The 18,373-nt window shown below is 43.3% G+C and carries 14 protein-coding genes and 1 other RNA gene; 4 read left to right on the forward strand and 11 right to left on the reverse strand.

Features of this window, described 5'->3' with window-relative positions:
- Window positions 1-4: 4 nt before the first annotated feature.
- The 9 genes from ACMFL8_RS07855 to ffs all read right to left on the reverse strand — a co-directional run bounded on the left by ACMFL8_RS07855 (window position 5) and on the right by ffs (window position 11,312).
- On the reverse strand, window positions 5-1,036 hold the full coding sequence (locus ACMFL8_RS07855; protein WP_373299613.1) for an ABC transporter permease: 1,032 nt from the start codon (window positions 1,034-1,036) through the stop codon (window positions 5-7).
- Window positions 1,037-1,086: 50 nt separating this feature from the next.
- Window positions 1,087-2,157 carry a microcin C ABC transporter permease YejB gene (locus tag ACMFL8_RS07860; RefSeq protein WP_210539471.1) on the reverse strand — a complete coding sequence of 357 codons (1,071 nt, stop codon included), beginning with the start codon at window positions 2,155-2,157 and terminating at the stop codon, window positions 1,087-1,089.
- 107 nt (window positions 2,158-2,264) lie between these two features.
- Window positions 2,265-3,044, reverse strand: coding sequence for a hydroxyacylglutathione hydrolase (gene gloB / locus ACMFL8_RS07865; protein WP_210539473.1), 780 nt, complete (start codon window positions 3,042-3,044; stop codon window positions 2,265-2,267).
- 93 nt (window positions 3,045-3,137) lie between these two features.
- Window positions 3,138-4,970: an extracellular solute-binding protein gene (locus ACMFL8_RS07870; protein WP_210539475.1), complete on the reverse strand. Its 1,833-nt coding sequence runs from the start codon at window positions 4,968-4,970 to the stop codon at window positions 3,138-3,140.
- A 271-nt stretch (window positions 4,971-5,241) separates the two neighbouring features.
- Window positions 5,242-6,351: a 3-phosphoserine/phosphohydroxythreonine transaminase gene (gene serC, locus ACMFL8_RS07875; protein ID WP_413190622.1), complete on the reverse strand. Its 1,110-nt coding sequence runs from the start codon at window positions 6,349-6,351 to the stop codon at window positions 5,242-5,244.
- Window positions 6,352-6,511: 160 nt separating this feature from the next.
- On the reverse strand, window positions 6,512-7,372 hold the full coding sequence (locus ACMFL8_RS07880; RefSeq protein WP_413190623.1) for a hypothetical protein: 861 nt from the start codon (window positions 7,370-7,372) through the stop codon (window positions 6,512-6,514).
- Between the two features lie 132 nt (window positions 7,373-7,504).
- The gene (locus ACMFL8_RS07885; RefSeq protein ID WP_413190624.1) at window positions 7,505-10,360 is read right to left on the reverse strand and encodes a M48 family metalloprotease; all 2,856 of its coding nucleotides are present in this window, start codon (window positions 10,358-10,360) and stop codon (window positions 7,505-7,507) included.
- Window positions 10,361-10,400: 40 nt separating this feature from the next.
- Complete coding sequence (locus tag ACMFL8_RS07890) at window positions 10,401-10,997, reverse strand: LemA family protein (RefSeq protein ID WP_010201928.1); 597 nt, start codon at window positions 10,995-10,997, stop codon at window positions 10,401-10,403.
- Between the two features lie 218 nt (window positions 10,998-11,215).
- Window positions 11,216-11,312, reverse strand: an RNA gene (ffs, locus tag ACMFL8_RS07895) — signal recognition particle sRNA small type.
- Between the two features lie 256 nt (window positions 11,313-11,568).
- Here ffs and ACMFL8_RS07900 point away from each other — a divergent pair.
- Complete coding sequence (locus ACMFL8_RS07900) at window positions 11,569-12,285, forward strand: SIMPL domain-containing protein (protein ID WP_189581806.1); 717 nt, start codon at window positions 11,569-11,571, stop codon at window positions 12,283-12,285.
- 131 nt (window positions 12,286-12,416) lie between these two features.
- Here ACMFL8_RS07900 and ACMFL8_RS07905 read toward each other — a convergent pair whose 3' ends face one another.
- Window positions 12,417-13,181, reverse strand: coding sequence for a DUF4124 domain-containing protein (locus ACMFL8_RS07905; protein ID WP_413190625.1), 765 nt, complete (start codon window positions 13,179-13,181; stop codon window positions 12,417-12,419).
- Between the two features lie 203 nt (window positions 13,182-13,384).
- Complete coding sequence (gene glnA, locus ACMFL8_RS07910; RefSeq protein WP_010201934.1) at window positions 13,385-14,794, reverse strand: type I glutamate--ammonia ligase; 1,410 nt, start codon at window positions 14,792-14,794, stop codon at window positions 13,385-13,387.
- 778 nt (window positions 14,795-15,572) lie between these two features.
- Here glnA and ACMFL8_RS07915 point away from each other — a divergent pair.
- From ACMFL8_RS07915 to trpC, 3 genes are all read left to right on the forward strand, one after another.
- Window positions 15,573-16,196 (forward strand): anthranilate synthase component II, encoded by a 624-nt coding sequence (locus ACMFL8_RS07915; protein WP_413190626.1) that lies wholly within the window; start codon window positions 15,573-15,575, stop codon window positions 16,194-16,196.
- Between the two features lie 83 nt (window positions 16,197-16,279).
- Entirely contained in the window at window positions 16,280-17,401 is a 1,122-nt protein-coding gene (trpD, locus tag ACMFL8_RS07920; protein WP_413190627.1) for an anthranilate phosphoribosyltransferase, read from the forward strand.
- Between the two features lie 72 nt (window positions 17,402-17,473).
- On the forward strand, window positions 17,474-18,349 hold the full coding sequence (gene trpC, locus ACMFL8_RS07925; protein WP_413190628.1) for an indole-3-glycerol phosphate synthase TrpC: 876 nt from the start codon (window positions 17,474-17,476) through the stop codon (window positions 18,347-18,349).
- Window positions 18,350-18,373: the final 24 nt, after the last annotated feature.

Below are 18,373 nucleotides of genomic sequence, written 5' to 3' on the forward strand. Positions count from 1 at the left end.
CATATTAAGAGCGCCTCGGATCAAACGCATCACGCAGCGCTTCGCCTACAAAGATGAGCAATGACAAGATAAAAGTCAAACTAAAGAAGCCTGACAAAGCCAGCCAAGGCGCATCAAGGTTGTTTTTCCCTTGCACCATCAGCTCACCTAGAGACGGTGAGCCGGGCGGTAATCCATATCCCAAAAAGTCCAGCGCGGTCAGAGCAATAATATTGGCCGTTAAGATAAACGGTAGTTGCGACAAGCTTGACGCTAAGGCATTGGGCAAGATATGTCTTAGCATAATCTGACTGTCCGACACCCCAAGATTGCGCGCGGCTCGCACATAGTCAAAGTTGCGGGCGCGCAAGAACTCTGCCCGCACCAAACCAACCAGACCCATCCAGCCAAATAACAGCATTAACCCAAATAACATCGTAATACTGGGGCTGAATAAGCTAACCAAAATAATAATCATAAACAGTTGAGGCATACCGCCCCACACTTCCATGAAGCGCTGCCCTGCTAGATCCACCCAGCCACCATAATAGCCTTGTATTGCACCGACGATAATACCAATTAATGCGCCCGCGAGCGTCAGTGCTAGACCGAACAATAACGATACCCGCATACCATAAAGTATCCGCGCCAGCACATCACGCCCCATGTCATCAGTGCCAAGCCAATTCTGAGCGTTTGGTGCTGCTGGATAAGGCAGACCCAACTCAACATTCGGCGTCTGATCGGCAAACGGAATAAGCGGCATCACATAAAAGCCCTGCTCATCAATCAGCGTTTGCACCGCAGGATCTTTATAATTGGTTTCGGTCTCGAACACACCGCCAAACGTCGTTTCAGGATAGGCTTTTAATACAGGAAAGTAATAGTCGCCTTGATATTGCACCAGCAGTGGCTTGTCATTGGCAATGACATTGGCCGCCATACAAATGACAAATATCACCGCAAAAACAAACAGTGATATCACCCCAAGCCTATTTTGGCGAAAGCGGTTTAGGCGTGCTTGCCAGATAGGGTTCAGCCGACGTTTTTTTGGCATAGAGACAGGAGATGCAGATGAAGGCGTTGAAGGTAATGGATGACTTGACATTAGCGCCCCTCAAAATCAATACGAGGATCGATTAAGTGATAACTCAAATCACTGATTAACTGTAATAGCAGTCCGACCAAAGTAAAAATAAACAGTGTGCCGAATATCACTGGATAATCGCGCTGTTGAATGGCTTCGAAACCTAACAATCCCAAACCATCAAGCTTAAAGATAATTTCAATGAGAAAATTACCGGCAAAGAAAATCCCAACGATAGCAGCTGGAATACCTGCGATGATAATTAACATGGCATTACGAAACACATGCCCATACAACACTTGCCGCTCTCCTAAACCTTTGGCACGTGCAGTAAGTACGTATTGCTTGCCGAGCTCTTCTAAAAAACTGAATTTGGTTAGATAGGTCAAGCCAGCAAACCCACCAACCGTACTTGCCAACAGCGGTAAGGCCAAATGCCAAAAATAATCTTTCACTTTACCAAGTGTGCTTAATTGGTCAAAGTTTTCGGACGTTAGCCCCTGTAGAGGAAAAATATTCCAGTAACTGCCCCCAGCAAAGAACACCAGTAAAATTACTGCAAATACAAACACGGGTATCGCATGTCCGATAGCAAGCAGCATGGCAGTGACTTTATCAATCCCTGAGCCATGATGCATGGCTTTATAGACTCCAAGCGGAATGGCTATCATATAAATCAGCAGCGTGCTCCAAAGCCCAAGCGAGATTGAGACTGGTAGCTTTTCTATGATGAGATCAGTCACCGATTGGCCTTTAAAAAACGACTCACCAAAATCCAGTTGGGCATAGTTTTTTAGCATAAGCCAAAATCGCTCGGGGGCAGACTTGTCAAAGCCATATTGGGCATTGATCGCAGCAACCATCTCCTCAGAGAGACCACGCGTCCCTTGATAAGTGCTGTCATTACCACCTGCACTGCCCGCGCCAATATTACCACCGAGCGCATTGTCTTTTGCACCTTGCTCGATAAGCGCCATTTGCTGCTCAACAGGCCCTCCAGGTGCCGCTTGCACAATCACAAAATTCGCCAGCAATATCAAAAATAGCGTCGGTAATATCAACAGTAATCTTTTTAAGATATAACGACCCATAATGGCAGCTTCCTAAAATAAACAAATATCGGAACAGAAAAATGAGCAGCTAACACTTAGTTAAAAAGCAATGATCTAAAAAACAGCTATCAAAGATGCATGAGGCTTTAAAAGTTGTTTTTCAGCTCACGTAGCGCCGCAAATACCGTCAAAGACTTGTCATCATCGATCGTCACTTTGGATTTAACTCCTGCTATCACGCTCGGTTCTTGTGTGCGTAAAAATACATTTATTGCGCGCTCATGCTCTAGGGTCACTGGTAATGTCGGCACATTTTGTGCGGTTTTCGACTCTGCTTGCGCCAATGCTTGCTGCATCGTTTCGTTGTCAGGCTCAATAGATAGCCCAAAACGTAGATTGCTGGCTGTGTACTCGTGTGCAGGATATAGCAATGTCTCGGCAGGCAGTTCATTTAAACGTTTAAAGCTATCATGCAACTGCTCAATCGTACCAGTAAAAACACGCCCACAACCGCCACTGAATAAAGTATCCCCACAGAAGCAATGTTTTTGCCCATCAATATCCAAGATATAAGCCATATGGCTGGCGGTATGCCCTGATATATCCCAAACTTGTGCAGAGCAGCCCCACGCACTGACTGTACTACCGTCTTTTATCGTTTGATCCTCATCCACTGTATGTTCACTATGTGCGACTAAATGCGTCATCGGGTAGGATTCTTGCAACTCTGCAACGCCCCCAATATGATCGTGGTGATGATGAGTCGTCCAAATCGAGGTAAGTTCTAACTGGTTGTCTTCTAGATAGCCAACGACAGGTTCAGCTTGACCGGGATCAATGACAATCGCTTGCTTATTGTTTTCATTGATTAATGTCCAAATATAGTTGTCGCTAAATGCTTTAATTGGGTGAATACGGATACTCATATTAAGTCCTTACAGATGATTGTCTTTATTGCAAATATCTTTTATTGATTCTCTTAACATCAAATAAAACTTCAAGATTAAGCGTCATATCATTTATTGTTTTAAGTACTGATTGACGCGTGCTTCTGCTTCTTTATCAACCCACCAGTAGTCAATACCGACGGCATTGGTTGGCAGTTTTTTAGTATGACGATATTGATCCCAATAGGCGACATTGGTGCCAGATTTACCATATAGCGGCACTAAATAATGCCCTGCGCGTAGCAAGCGATCAAGTACCTGAGTATACAACACAATCTCTTCACGATTTTCAGCGCCGCCCAACGCTGCTACCACTTCGTCGATAGCGGCGTTTTTTATACCAATCGTATTATGATTACCAGGCTCATCGGCAGCAGCGCTGCCCCAAAATGCTGCTTGCTCAGCACCAGGAGACAGACTTTGGGCAAATACATCGACAACCATATCATAATCGAAACGTCGCATACGCTCATAATATTGTGGCCCATCGACTTGGCGCAAAGTCGCATCAAATCCCAGACGTTTTAGATTACGAATATAAGGCAGCAATACACGGCCCATGGTCTCGCCTGTCATCAAAATCTCAATCTGAGCAAGCGATCCATTAGGTTGATACAGTTTCATATCGTTATAATAAAACCCAGCATCTAACAAAAGTTGCCGCGCTTTTAGTAACCCTTCACGGTTAAAGCCGTTACCATCACTGGTGGGCAGCTGCCATTCTGCTAATACGGCTTTACGTTGAATCGGCTCAAGTTTAGATAATAATGGACTTAGCACCTGCATTTCTTGACTAGACGGCGTACCCGTTGCCGCTAGTTCTGAGCCATGAAAAAAGCTCTGCAAGCGCTCATACTGCCCATGAAATAAGGTCTTATTCATCCATTCAAAGTCATAAGCGGCGGTCAGTGCTTGACGAACTCTAATGTCCTGAAAGATTGGGCGGCGCATATTCATGACCAAGGCTTGCATCGGTACTGGGTTTTGACTGGTGATCGTTTCTTTATTAATAAGACCCGCTTTTACTGCTGGAAAATTATAACCCGTTGCCCAATTAGAGGCTTTGTTCTCAGGGCGGAAGCGATATTGACCAGACTTGAAACCCTCAAAAGCAATCTCATCGCTTTGATAATAGACAAACTTAATCATATCAAAGTTATAACGACCACGGTTGACCATCAGATCACGTCCCCAATAATTGGGATCACGTACATAGCTCACCGAACGCCCTGCATCGACCCGACCTAGCTTATAAGGCCCACTACCCATCAATGGCGTTAAGCTTATCTTTTCAAAATCAGCATCGATAGACGACTTTGAAAAGATAGGAAACTGTCCAACCGTCAGTAAGATTTCTTTGTTTTCAGTAGAAGCAAAGACAAATTTGACTTGCTGATCATCAATGACTTGAATGTCTTGGATATCACTTAGATAACTGCGAATGTACATCGGGCCTTTATTCAATATTGCCTCATAAGTCGCTTTGACATCGCGACTGGTCACTGGCGATCCATCCCAAAAACGGGCAGCAGGATTGAGGTGATATATAATCCAACTGGTGTCATCAGGATCATACGTTACCTTGCTTGCCAACTGCGGATACATCGTAAAAGCTTCATTTAGTGAGCCCGTCATCAAAGTATCATATAGATAATCGGTACCAATCATCGCCACGCCCGTGGTCATCCATTTATTGGCAGCATTAAAGGTGCCACGCGCATCGAGCGAGAGCGTACCCCCTGTCGGCGCGTTTGGATTGGCATAGGGCATATAAGGCGCGTTGACATATTCAGCAGTGCTGTTATGTGCAAGCGCAGTAATGGTGATTGGTGTCGCCATACTGGCTGGTATCCAACTCGCCATTGCCACTAATAGGACGGTTTTTAGCATGGTATTTTTTATCATAATAAAGTTATAACAAACCCCTCTGCTAAACCAAATGGATGTATAGAGAATTTACCTAATGACTGAAAGCTCATCGCAGCTTAAATGAGAAGCAAACAAAAACATAAGCTATCACAACAGCTGAAAATTTTATCATAACAAACTTAGGTTTTTTAACCTAATAGTTTGCAGTGTTAGGTATAGCGCATCATCTGCCCTAAAACAATGATAATTCTCATAAAAAAAGACGCAGCTCATAAAGTTGCGTCTTTTTTCTCAAACCCGTACTGACTTAGGCGTGTTTTTTTTCAAATGCAATCATAAAGTCGACCAGTTTTTGTACCCACTCAAGCGGTACAGCATTGTAGATACTGGCACGCATACCGCCGACATCACGATGACCTTTTAGATGCAGTAAGCCTGCTTTTTCTGACTCTTCTAAGAATACTTTATCAAGGCTACTGTCTGCTAAAGTAAACGGCACATTCATGATAGAGCGATACTTAGGCGCAACTGGATTGTTATAAAAACTGCTGTCATCAATTGTTTTGTAGAGCAGGTTTGCTTTTTGCTGATTAATTTTGCCGATAGCAGCAACGCCACCCTGCTCTTCTAACCACTCAAACACTAATCCCGCCAAGTACCAAGAATACGTCGCTGGCGTGTTTGACATAGACTCTTTATCAGCTTGATGCTCATAGTTCATTAGCAGCGGACACCACTCACTTGCCTGCCCTAATAAATCCTCACGGATAATCACAATGACAAGTCCTGCTGGACCGATATTTTTTTGCGCGCCCGCGTAAATCATTCCAAATTTTGAGACATCAATTGGCTGTGACAAAATGCAAGAAGACATATCAACAATAATTGGTGCAGCAACGGTTGGCGGCTCAAATATCTGCAAGCCATGAATCGTTTCATTGGCGCAGTAATGGAAGTAAGCTGCATCTTCACTCAGATTCCAATCGCTTTGATCAGGTACATCGGTAAAGTTGCTTTCTTTGCCTGTTGCAACCACATTAGTCTCGCCAAGACCTAGTTTGGCATAGCGCGCCGCTTCTTTGACTGCTTTACCTGACCAAGCACCTGTCGTTAGATAATCTGCGCGCCCACCGTTTAATAGGTTTAGTGGAATCGCTGAAAACTGTAAGCTAGCGCCGCCTTGTAAAAATAGCACCTTATAATTATCTGGAATGTCCATCAACGAACGCAATTTAGACTCAGCTTTTTCAGTAATCGCCAGATACTCTTTACTGCGATGGCTTACTTCCATGACCGACAGTCCACGTCCTTGCCAATCGAGCAACTCTTCTTGAGCGCGTGATAATACGGCAGTTGGTATCGTAGCAGGTCCCGCTGAAAAATTAGGTACACGGTTAGGAGCAGCTTGGGTAGTCATAATCATTATCCTAAATATGATGAAATCATCGTTGTTTGTTGGAGCGTAAAAGTTGCCTATCAAAATTATTTTAAAAGTGACTTTAGTTGTCTTTATTTGCTAATGTTTTTATTTATACAAATAACTTGCCAAAATACCAATGGGCAATTGGGCAGATAGCTTAACCAGACAATCTCTCCCAAAGCTGCCGCTTTAAGCTGCTATCAGCGAGCAGTTCCTCTAACGTGGGCACAGTCGTAAAGTGAGGATGCTCAAGCCCTTCAGGCAATGCGGTTAATGCTGCTACTTTTATCTCCTCGCTACGACCAATCTTAAAGACATATCCAGCAAGACTGGCATTGGCAAGCTCAGCGGTGTCCATACCTTCACAGATAGGAAAGGACGTTGTCTCACAAGTGATTGATAGCGATTGAGTGATATTTTTCCATAGCTTTTGACTGTCATTATTAAGTGCTTGGATATCAACCAAAATCACCCAATCGCCATAGCGACCACCTTGCAAATCAAATGGGGTGACTTTTTTAAAGCTATCATCACTATTTATATGAGCAATAGGACTTTGCCCGATAGCGGCTGTGGTTTGGTGAGTTATTTCGTCTACGAGGGATTTGACAGGTACGTCACCTACAGCTTTGACACTAGTATCAAAACTATAGGTGACGGGGCTTTGTGCGTTGGGTTGTGCTAATCCTATATCATTAGTATCATGATAATAGTTACGCGTGGCGTCATCATCGATGGCCGCTGATACAGAATCAGCAAATGCTATATTTGACATATCAACGTTCGCAGCAGCATTACCTTGCTGTTCTATACTTGGTTGTTCGATGTTTATATCAGATGGCACAGCCTGAGTGCTAGTATCATCTGTAGGATCAGGAATAATAGGCGCAGAGATATCTGCCATATTAATAGTAGCTGAGCTTGGCTGTACCCATTGATTGATACCCATCATTGCTAAAATTTGACGCTGCTGCATACGATGTTGCAATACAATTAGCGGGTCTTGGATATCACTCATTCGACTCTACTATCCTACTTATCTTAAATGGGTTTACAGATTTTTAATGCTAAAAGCAACGTTAAAAAAGCGTTTCAAACATCTCGCTCTTTGTCAGCCGAATAGGCATAGCGCTTCAATCAATTCAATTTATTAGAAAAGCTGCCGAACGCCTAGCCAATGCTCTGCTAGTAGCATCAAGCAATCGTGCTCATCTTGACTGACTATCGTATCGTGTAACATCACCGTATGCAATGTACTCAGCCATTGCCGATATTCATTATAATCTATTTGACTGCTATCCTGTTGCTTCTCTCGATAATTATCCTCAATCTGAGTATCTATGATGGACACCCTAGAGGTGAATTTTTGAAAGCTAGGTACAGCGTCAATGATAGCTAGTAGCTGGACGCTATTCAAACCTTGTGCCGTCAATAATAGCCATTGCAAATTTGCATCACTGACTTCGTTCAAAGTGATGTCAATCAAGCCCGCATGTCGTCTCAAATCCACAATGTAGTGGGCAACACTGTCATTATTATAACCAAATAGCGAGCTACCTAGCCTCGATATCATTTGACCTTTGACATCTTTCGATAAGCGATAAGCCAATAAGGTAAGCATCGTTGTATCAGAAGCCCTAAGACCATCAAACACCTGACCTGACGGATCAAGCTGAGCAACGATACTGTCCATGCCAGACTGCAGTGTTTGCTGCCATGCAATCTGTCTATCTGTACTTTTATCATTCAAAACTTTAAACAATATCGGCAACAGTTTCTGTAAATGCAGCGCCTGCCATAGCGATAGAATCGATGGCACTTGAGACACTGCATTCTCTGAGTGAGTGAATCCTGACTTAGCTATATCCGCAGAACCATCATCATTGATGATATTATCAGCAGAACCATCATCATTGATGATATTATCAGCAAAATTTTGGCTTAAATCAGCCATCAAGCAGCCTTGAAGTAACTCAAATATGCCCTGCTGATAGCGCAACAACATCATACGGCACTTTTTTTTCTGAACATAATGCTGGTAACTTTGATTGCTATGACTGCTCTCATGCTTCAGACGTAGCTCTGCAATCACGCTTTCTGATAGGTCGTGCTGACTCAAGTTCTTTATGGCAGTCGTGATTAGAACACTGTCCAATCGTCGATCAACACTCGCCACGGTTTCTATTAATTTATGGTCGATGGCATGCGGTAGAATTTGCGATTGGCAATTATTATCGGCTTTGTTAGTAGAAATCTCGTACCAAATGTCAACCAAGTCATAAGTACTTATCGTTGCTAGAGCTTGACCCTGATGACAAAGCATCACCGCTTCGATCAATGCTTGTGCGCCTAAAGGATGATGACTGTGATCAAGAATGTACTGTGGCAATGAGACTTTTTCAATATCATCAATGCTAATGAGCGCTGCTGATGGTAAATCGCTGTCGGGTTCTGCCTGCCAAGGTTTTAATAGTTGATAAGTGCCAGCATCTTGCGACTTTACCTGCAACCGTCCATCAATGATTACATCTTCTGCTATAACAAAATTTAGCCCTTTTTCTTCTTTCTCTACTCCACTATCCAACGCTTGAGTAGAGAGTAGTTCTACGTGGGATGATTGTTTATTAGCATTGTCTTTTTTATTAATGCTTAGGCTATTTGTTTTTACTTTCCTCACATCACCCAAACGACGCTGCTCATATATTTCTTTAATTTTTTGCTGATTTATCCGTTTGTCTTTAGCGACTTGTACCGAAAATTGATGATACGCATCAGCATTAATAGCACCCATACGCTCAGTCAAGCTTGGATGGGTAGCAAACCATGACACATCGCCCAAATCCGCCCCACTACTGGCAAAGAAAAAATGACTGAGTCCATTGATATCAGCGATTCCAGATAGACGCGAGCCAAGTGAGTCTTGATGGATGGCTTTCAAGGTTTCTATAATCGCAGGCGAACGTGTCAATTGCACGCTAGTGGCATCAGCAAGCAGCTCACGCTGGCGGTTGAAGCTGTGCTTAATCAACTGAGCGCTTGCCATACTAGAGAAGCTCAAGCCATGTAATAGCAATGTCCAAACACTACGCGGTGCTTGACGATCTATTACAGGTCTATTTTGCACCCATTTCGACTGACGCTTGGCTGAGGACTGCTTTTGTTGAGGTTGCTGCTGCCAGTAAGCGACCCACTCACTAGGAGTGTTGAAGCTGGCGGTTTGCGCCTCGGTACTGCGTGCAAAATTATCAACTTGTCTCTGTGATAGAGACTGATGGGAAGTAATATCAGTCTCAAAGGAACGATGATTGGAAATTGGATCACTCCAGTCATATAGTATCTGCAAGCCTGCCAATATCACCATCAGCTGTAGATTAAAGGTGGCATCACCATGCAGTATATGACCATATTCATGACCTATCAGCCCGTATAGCGCCTCATCAGACAATTTATCTAGCGCACCTTGGGTAACGACCAGCACCATATCTTGGCTATGACGACCAGCGACGAAGCCATTGATACCCTGCTCATCAGGTAATACATATAAGATCGGTGTACTCAAGCCCGAGGCAATCGCCAACTGCTGGGAAATTTCACAATAACGACGATAGACTGGTGGAAAGTCACGCTCATCACGCACGGCTATATGGCGTGAACTATAGCGAACTTTCTCCTTAGTTTCGTGTTGATGCGCGACCCCGTGGCTGTGCTCCCATGCTTCTTGACTATTATCGATAAACAGCCTAACCGCTCCTATTCGCTGAGCAATAGCGCGGCCACCTGCTCTCAGGCGGCGATACTCTAAGAAACTACCACCAATGAAACTACCTAATATCAAGATAATGACCAGAACCAATACCCAGTGAGATATACCGCCCGTAAATACAGTTAATAGTAGCCCCATGACAGCCAGTCCTACCGCCATATGAGCAAGTACAATCAGCAAAAAAAGCCCATAAAGGAATAGACTGCGCCGCGTACGTATCCGCTGTTCACCGAAAAAATCCATCAGTTTAGGCCGCCTAGAGTTCGCCAAATTTATCTAAACCTCAGCCCATATTGACAATCGGTGCCTGAGCAATCGCTTCTCTATCTTCGAACACTAAAGGACTGAGTGGACGAAAGCCAAAAGTCGTACTGACGAGGTTATTGGGGAATATTTCGCGGTCGTTATTATAAAACATCACGCTATCATTATAATGCTGACGAGCAAAACCAATGCGATTTTCCGTGTTGGTTAACTCATCCATTAATTCCTTGATCATACTATCGGCTTTTAGCTCAGGATATGCTTCAACGACAGCAGAAAACTGACTCAACGCTTTAGACAACATACCTTCTGCTTTGGCAAATAGCGCCATATGATCAAGCGATTCTGGCTGATGCTTATTAGAGTCTTGTAGCTCTTGAGCATGATTACGCGCACTGATGACGCGAGTAAGTGTTTCTTGTTCATGGCTCAAATAACGCTTGGCTGTTTCGACCAAATTAGGAATCAAATCATGACGACGTTTAAGCTGTACATCTATCTGTGCAAAACCATTCTTTGCTTGGTTACGTGCGCGTACCAGCTTATTAAATATCGTGATGCCAAATACTACTGCCAACACCACAATAATAATGAATAGCCAAACAAACATCTTCATAATCGAACCCCAAAGTGTCTAGAATGTTAATAAAAGTTAATACATTGTATTTTAACCTATATTAATCAATGAAGCTTTGAAATTAAAGAAATTAAACGGGAAATCGAATGAAATTTTGGACAAAAAAAAGCCCTTTACAATGAAGGGCTTAATACATCATAAAAGCGTCTTTGATACTTCGTCAAAACTAATATCAAATTTTAGGCAAAAAAAAGCGACTCCATCAGCACATCCTCGGCACACATCATAACTATTACCGTTGCTACCTTCCGGTCCTGGCGGGATTCATAGAACAATGTTGCGAGGCTACCAATGGAGCCACCAGGTGCAAATTATACAAGGATTTTTTAATTTTACAACCCCTATCTTAAAACTGTTTGTTTTAGACGGGAAAATGACCCTGTAACTTAAGTCAGCAACTTAGCCCAGTAACTTAGGTCACAAAATTCTCACAGCAACTCACAGAAATTTTGCTATTTTAGTGAATGAAGTTGCACACATATCAATATTTAGAAAATAAGAGGTACAGCTTCTCATATAAAAACCCTTAAAATGAACTTAGGAGATAATAATGAAAAATACTTTACTTAATAAAGCAGCACTGGCTTCTGGTACAGTTTGTCTTATGACTGCAATGATGGGTAGTGCCCATGCAGAGCCAACAGGCTATGACCAGCTAACGTTTCAAACAGAAGTAAAAGAAGAAATTCAGAACGATGAAGTAAGAGCCAGCTTGTACAAAAAAGCACAGGCAGCAGATTCTAAAACTCTAGCCACAACGCTCAATACATCCATTAATAATGCTATGAAAATTGCCAAGCGCTACCCTAGCGTCACTGTCAGCACCGGACAGCAGCGCACTTATCCACGCTATGACAAAAACGACAAAATCATTGGCTGGACAGGTCAGGCAAATATAGATTTGAAGAGTACAGATTTCTCAGCGACCAGCCAGCTCATTGCTGATTTACAAGAAACGTTGGTTATGGACAATCTGAACTTTGGTGTCTCAGATACCAAAAAAGATGCTTTAGAGCAAAAGCTAATGACCGAAGCCTCTCGTGCTTTTCAACAGCAAGCCAAGAGCCTCACCCGTGCTTGGGACGCTCGTGGCTACCGCGTCGTTAATGTTAACCTGAATACAGGTAGCAACTATCCACGTCCAATGTATAGCGCCATGAGCATGAAATCAGGAATGGCAGACGAGGCAGTGCCAAGCCAAAGCTTTGAATCTGGTAATAGTACTGTATCAGTCACTGCCAACGGTACCATTGAGCTGACTAAATAATTGAGCAAAGTTCGTCCAATGTAAGATAATTAAGCAAAAATAAAGGAGCACTCACTTACTATAGTGGCTGCTCCTTTTTTAAATTCTCAACAACAAAATAATTTTATTAATATAATCATCACCTATACAGATTATTTGGTAAAAGCATCCTTAGCAATAGATTGACTGCTCTGTACTTTTTGTAGACTACCGTCCTGTTGGCGCAGTTTTAACATCACTTTTTGATGCCAAGGTAAATTCTGATAAGCCAAAAGCTGTTTTGCAATCTTCTTATTGTTTTGCAAAGTTGTATTGTTTTGAATCACATAAACCGTGCGCGCGGCTTGTTGCAGCGTTTGACCTTTCACGCTTTGAATGACCGCCGTTATCGTATGAGCGCCTGGCAACGCATCTATCGTAGCAATCGTCGCATTTAGACCTTGAGCGACTTCGTTGCCGTCAAAATAAATACGGACACTATCACCTGCTTGCAGCGCAGGCTTAATTTGTAGTGCTACATTAATACTTTGCGCTGGACGCCGATAAGCACGTTCTTCGCTGGGCTCAGTGATAGCCAGTTGATAGTTGATTGGTGCTTTGACCGTTGCATCGTTGGTAGCAGGTATAGAGGCGGTTTGCGTGGCATTCGTAGCAGTCTGATTATCTCTAGTGCTATTATTTGAGCCACTCGTTTCATTACCTGTCGTCACTGTCGTCTGACTGACTTGTTTACCCACCTGCTGCTCATAGCTTTGCGGGCGATCAGTGAAGGTCACCTGACCTGTTTGCTCGTCGACCACTTTATAAATGGGTGCAGCATTTGCTAAAGGCGCACAGAGACTGGCTATGGCAGTGATCGTCAATAGCCCTACCTTCGCATGGCCTTTCGAAACATTCAGTTTTGATGATAAAATCATAGTCAGTCAACCTAATTAGTGTCTACTATTAATATACTTTTATAATAACCATTATGCGATACTTTCAATTTGAAATCAGTAGTGATTTTGGAGAAATGTTATTCATTTATCTTGTGCGCTTTATCCGCAGACATAAAAAAACCAGCTAAGAGTTACTTAACTGGTTTTTATTCATTAAAACAATATTGAGTCTATGCTATAAATTAGCAGCTGTAATACATGTCAAACTCAACAGGATGTACAGTCACGTTCAGACGTTGTACTTCTTCTTCTTTCAAAGCAATAAACGCTTCTAGCATGTCTTCAGTGAATACATCACCTTTTAATAAGAAGTCATGATCGTCACGCAACGCTTGTAACGCTACATCTAAGCTTTCTGCAACCGTTGGGATTTGTGCTTCTTCTTCTGGTGGCAAGTCATATAAGTTTTTGTCAGCGGCTTCACCTGGATGCATCTTGTTCTGGATACCGTCAAGGCCAGCCATCAACAATGCAGCAAACGCTAGGTATGGGTTAGCCGTTGGATCAGGGAAACGTGCTTCAACACGTACCGCTTTAGGGCTGCTCACGTGTGGAATACGAATAGATGCTGAACGGTTAGACGCTGAATAAGCAAGTTTAATAGGCGCTTCGTAATGAGGAACTAGGCGCTTATAGCTATTGGTCGACGGGTTGGTAATCGCGTTCAATGCACGAGCATGCTTGATAATACCACCGATGAAATACAATGCTGTTTCAGACAGACCCGCATACTCATCACCTGAGAATGTGTTTACGCCGTCTTTTGAGATAGACATATGTACGTGCATACCTGAACCATTGTCACCAACGATTGGCTTAGGCATAAAGGTAGCTGTTTTGCCAAACTGATGCGCAACGTTATGAACAACGTATTTCAATTGCTGAACTTCATCTGCTTTACGAACCATGGTGTTGAATGCCACACCAATCTCAGACTGGCAAGAAGCAACTTCGTGATGATGCACCTCTACGGTGCCTTCGCCAACGATTTCTTCGATGCGTTCACACATAACAGCACGCATATCGTGTGAGCTATCGATTGGTGGTACTGGGAAATAGCCGCCTTTAACGCGCGGACGATGCGCCATGTTGCCCCACTCGTAAGTCTCGCCAGTCGACCATGCTGCTTCTTCAGCAGTGATTTTATGACTAACGCCAGACATATCGATTGACCATTTAACGTCATCGAATACAAAGAATTCAGGCTCAGGACCGAAGTAAGCAGTATCACCAATACCAGTAGACTTCAAATACTCTTCAGCGCGGCGAGCGATAGAACGTGGGTCACGATCATAGCCCTGTAGCGTTGATGGTTCGATGATGTCACAAGTGACCACAACAGTGACCGCATCAAAGAACGGGTCAAGAAAAGCCGTTTCTGGATCAGGACGCAAGATCATATCTGACGCTTCAATACCTTTCCAGCCAGCGATAGATGAGCCATCGAACATTTTGCCATCTTCCATCACATCTTCATCAACGCTATGCGCTGGGAAGCTGATGTGCTGCTCTTTACCGCGTGTATCGGTGAAGCGAAAGTCAACCCATTTAGCATTAGAGGATTGGATAAGATCTAATAGTTTATTCGACATGAATAGTCTCCGTTGTGTTGATCACGTTATTGCGATTTAAAATTATGAGTGCAGTATTCTTGTTCAAGAATGTTAGATGTGCTTTTGATACTGAAATAATGCATACGATATTCTGCTTATTATCAGCACTATTCAGCGTATTAGTCAAGATACTCATCTAAAGCGTTTCTTCAATCAGACCAACAGTCATCTCAATGGTCTAAAAATACGCCAAGTCAATTCTAACGTTATTCTAGCAATATATAACTCATAATGCTGAACTCTTCAGGCACTTGTTAATAATTATTTTTAGACCTGTCTCTTTGTGGTCACAAATAATCATAACAGCATAACTGCAAGGGCTATGCCAACTCTTTAAGAACCGAATGGTATTGGTGGCTAAGGCAACAGCATTACTGATAGTAAATACAATGACTTATCATAAAACACACACACATATGAAGACTGTTATTCCGATGATTATCTTTTTAACACTTCTTATGTAGAGCAATGAACCGCACTACTATTGCACCAAATTAGTGTGATTATTAATGTAATAGTAATAACTCGCTCTGTTTTGGTGCGATTTAATATCTAGAGTTATTTAGTAATCTCGTCATTATGCCCCATATTTGATAGAGGACGAAATAATGGTAAGATAACGGCATCCCACAGTAGCAGCTGTTACCCTTATGGCGGTATGGCATCAAGCATTGACAGTAACCCATAGCAATGCAGGCAATAGCAGCGCAGACAAATTCAACTATAGAAACACCTAAAAATCAGTAAGTTGAACACAATGATTCTAATGATCGATAATTACGACAGCTTTACGTACAATATTGTACAGTACTTCGGTGAGTTGCAGCAGGACATCACTGTGTGGCGTAACGATCAGATCACCATCGATCAAATTAAGGTCTTAGCTCCCAATGCCATTGTCATTGGTCCAGGACCGTGTGACCCATCCCGCGCTGGTATTTCGTTAGCCGTCATTGAGACTTTTAAAGGTATTATCCCTATACTGGGTATTTGCTTGGGACATCAAGCCATTGGGCAGGCATTTGGCGGACAGGTCGTCAAAGCAGGTGAAGTGATGCACGGACGTTTATCCGCCGTTTACCACAATGGCACAGGCGTATTTGCAGGCTTACCTAATCCCTCACAAGTCACGCGTTACCATTCACTCGTCATTGATAAAATCAGTTTACCCGAGTGTCTTGAGCTGACCGCATGGACACAAAATATTGATGGCAGCATTGAGGAAATCATGGGTATCCGTCATAAAAAACTTGCTATAGAAGGTGTACAGTTCCATCCTGAGTCTATCTTGAGCGAGGCTGGTTATCAGCTGCTCAACAACTTTTTGCAGACTCATAATCTGGCTGTACTAGCCTCAGACAAGCTACCGCAAGTCGGTTAGTTTTGACTAAAGTACCTGCTTTGATTACTCTATTCCAAATCCCTTATAGATTCATATAAAAAATAAAATTAAGCGAGACCATAATGAGTACGACGAAAATAGAAGAAACGCACACGCCAGACAGTATTGAGAGACTGTCCGATACAGAAACACATCAACTGCTGACGACCGCTTTAGGTAGGATATTTCAGCACATTGACTTGACCTTTGATGAGATGTATCAAGTGATGCTGATTATTATGCAAGGTAGATGTAGCGACGCTATGATGGGCGCTATTTTGACTGGTCTACGCATGAAAGGTGAATCCATCGATGAGATTACGGCATCAGCCAGCGCCATGCGTGCATTGGCGGCGAATATCGAACCAAAAAACTGTGAACATCTAGTTGATATCGTTGGCACTGGCGGTGATGGCGCAAATTTATTCAACGTCTCCACGGCATCGGCCTTTGTTGTGGCAGCTGCGGGAGCACAAGTAGCTAAACACGGCAATCGCGGGGTCTCTACTAGATCTGGTAGCTCAGATTTACTTGAGCAGGCAGGTATCAGTCTGTCGCTCACCCCAGAGCAAGCAAAAGACTGTATCGAAAAACAAGGCATCGGCTTTTTGTTTGCGCCCAATCACCATAGCGCCATGCGTTATGCCAATCCTATACGCCGTGAGCTAAAATCGCGTACTATCTTTAATATTTTAGGGCCATTAACCAACCCTGCTGGCACACCCAATTTGGTCATTGGTGTCTTTACCGCTCAACTGTGTGAACCTATCGCCAAAGTCATGAAAAACCTAGGCGCACGTCATGTCATGGTGGTTGGTGCAAAAGATGGCTTAGATGAAATCAGCCTTGCCACCTCTACCACTGTCGCTGAGTTAAAAAACGGTGAGATATCCGTTTATGAGATGATGCCAGAAGATGCTGGCATCGAATCACAAACGCTGATTGGGCTCGATGTAGATTCACCAGAGCAAAGCCTTGAGCTGATACGGGCCGCTTTATCAGGCGCAGAAACCAACGACCGCTCAGTACTCAAAGCCCGCGATATGATTGCGCTAAATGCAGGCGCAGCGATATACACCGCAGGGCTTGCCAGCAACTATCCTAATGGTGTCAGCCGAGCTCAACAAATCCTCCAAAATGGCGATGCGTTAATCAAGCTTGAGTCTTTAGCCAAATACACACAGCAGCTAGTGGCGCAGGATTAACTTGCAAGCACTAATGTAGTGCATTCATTACCATCACTGTCTATTTTCATCTAACGATATTCGGATACCAGCATGACCACAACCCATTCAGACATACCTTCAGTGCTACAGCGCATTATCGCTACTAAAATAGAAGAAGTAAAAAAGGCTCAAGAGGTACTATCTCTTGAAAATTTACAAGCAAAGGTCGCAGCTGATAATAAACCGCGTCGAGGTTTTGCTCAGGCATTGCGAGTTATCAGTACTGAAGAGAACGGTATCGGTATCATTGCTGAAATTAAAAAAGCCTCTCCCTCTAAAGGCGTTATCAACCATAACTTCGCACCCGCGCTATTTGCTCAGCAGTACGAGCAAGCTGGTGCAAGTTGTTTGTCAGTACTAACTGATCGCGATTATTTTCAGGGCGATGACAGCTACCTTATTCAAGCAGCTAATACCTCAAGCCTGCCGATACTGCGCAAAGATTTTATGATTGATGAGTATCAAATATATCAATCCTATCTAATGGGTGCAGATTGCATATTATTAATCATGGCTTGCCTCGACGATGAGCAAGTACAAGAGCTCCATGCCTTGAGTATCAAACTGGGCATGGATGTATTGATTGAAGTACATACCAAGGCCGAGCTTGAGCGCGCCTTACAATTGCCACGCTCTGATCATAATATCTATGGTATTAATAATCGTGATTTGAATACTTTTGACGTTGACCTACAAACCACGCTTGACCTAAAAAATATTTTGCTCGAAGCATTGGCTACCGATGCTGATGGCACAGCACAGAAACCCCTTATCGTTACCGAGAGCGGCATTCATAGCAGCGGTGACATCCGTTTGATGCTGGAGCAAGGCATTCAACACTTCTTGATCGGTGAACAATTTATGAAAACGGATCACCCTGGACAAGCGTTACAATCCTTACTTGCGGGCAGCGCAGCAGACGGGTAAAGTAACTCAATCATTCAAGCTTCA

The sequence above is a fragment of the Psychrobacter sp. AT9 genome, assembly GCF_047272965.1.
GTDB lineage: Bacteria > Pseudomonadota > Gammaproteobacteria > Pseudomonadales > Moraxellaceae > Psychrobacter > Psychrobacter glaciei.

What these genes read in the sequence shown, in the direction of transcription:
- ACMFL8_RS07855 (WP_373299613.1), bottom strand. Translation starts at nt 1,036, where the DNA reads ATGCCAAAAAAACGTCGGCTGAACCCTATCTGGCAAGCACGCCTAAAC.
- ACMFL8_RS07860 (WP_210539471.1), bottom strand. Translation starts at nt 2,157, where the DNA reads ATGGGTCGTTATATCTTAAAAAGATTACTGTTGATATTACCGACGCTA.
- gloB (WP_210539473.1), bottom strand. Translation starts at nt 3,044, where the DNA reads ATGAGTATCCGTATTCACCCAATTAAAGCATTTAGCGACAACTATATT.
- ACMFL8_RS07870 (WP_210539475.1), bottom strand. Translation starts at nt 4,970, where the DNA reads ATGATAAAAAATACCATGCTAAAAACCGTCCTATTAGTGGCAATGGCG.
- serC (WP_413190622.1), bottom strand. Translation starts at nt 6,351, where the DNA reads ATGACTACCCAAGCTGCTCCTAACCGTGTACCTAATTTTTCAGCGGGA.
- ACMFL8_RS07880 (WP_413190623.1), bottom strand. Translation starts at nt 7,372, where the DNA reads ATGAGTGATATCCAAGACCCGCTAATTGTATTGCAACATCGTATGCAG.
- ACMFL8_RS07885 (WP_413190624.1), bottom strand. Translation starts at nt 10,360, where the DNA reads ATGGATTTTTTCGGTGAACAGCGGATACGTACGCGGCGCAGTCTATTC.
- ACMFL8_RS07890 (WP_010201928.1), bottom strand. Translation starts at nt 10,997, where the DNA reads ATGAAGATGTTTGTTTGGCTATTCATTATTATTGTGGTGTTGGCAGTA.
- ACMFL8_RS07900 (WP_189581806.1), top strand. Translation starts at nt 11,569, where the DNA reads ATGAAAAATACTTTACTTAATAAAGCAGCACTGGCTTCTGGTACAGTT.
- ACMFL8_RS07905 (WP_413190625.1), bottom strand. Translation starts at nt 13,181, where the DNA reads ATGATTTTATCATCAAAACTGAATGTTTCGAAAGGCCATGCGAAGGTA.
- glnA (WP_010201934.1), bottom strand. Translation starts at nt 14,794, where the DNA reads ATGTCGAATAAACTATTAGATCTTATCCAATCCTCTAATGCTAAATGG.
- ACMFL8_RS07915 (WP_413190626.1), top strand. Translation starts at nt 15,573, where the DNA reads ATGATTCTAATGATCGATAATTACGACAGCTTTACGTACAATATTGTA.
- trpD (WP_413190627.1), top strand. Translation starts at nt 16,280, where the DNA reads ATGAGTACGACGAAAATAGAAGAAACGCACACGCCAGACAGTATTGAG.
- trpC (WP_413190628.1), top strand. Translation starts at nt 17,474, where the DNA reads ATGACCACAACCCATTCAGACATACCTTCAGTGCTACAGCGCATTATC.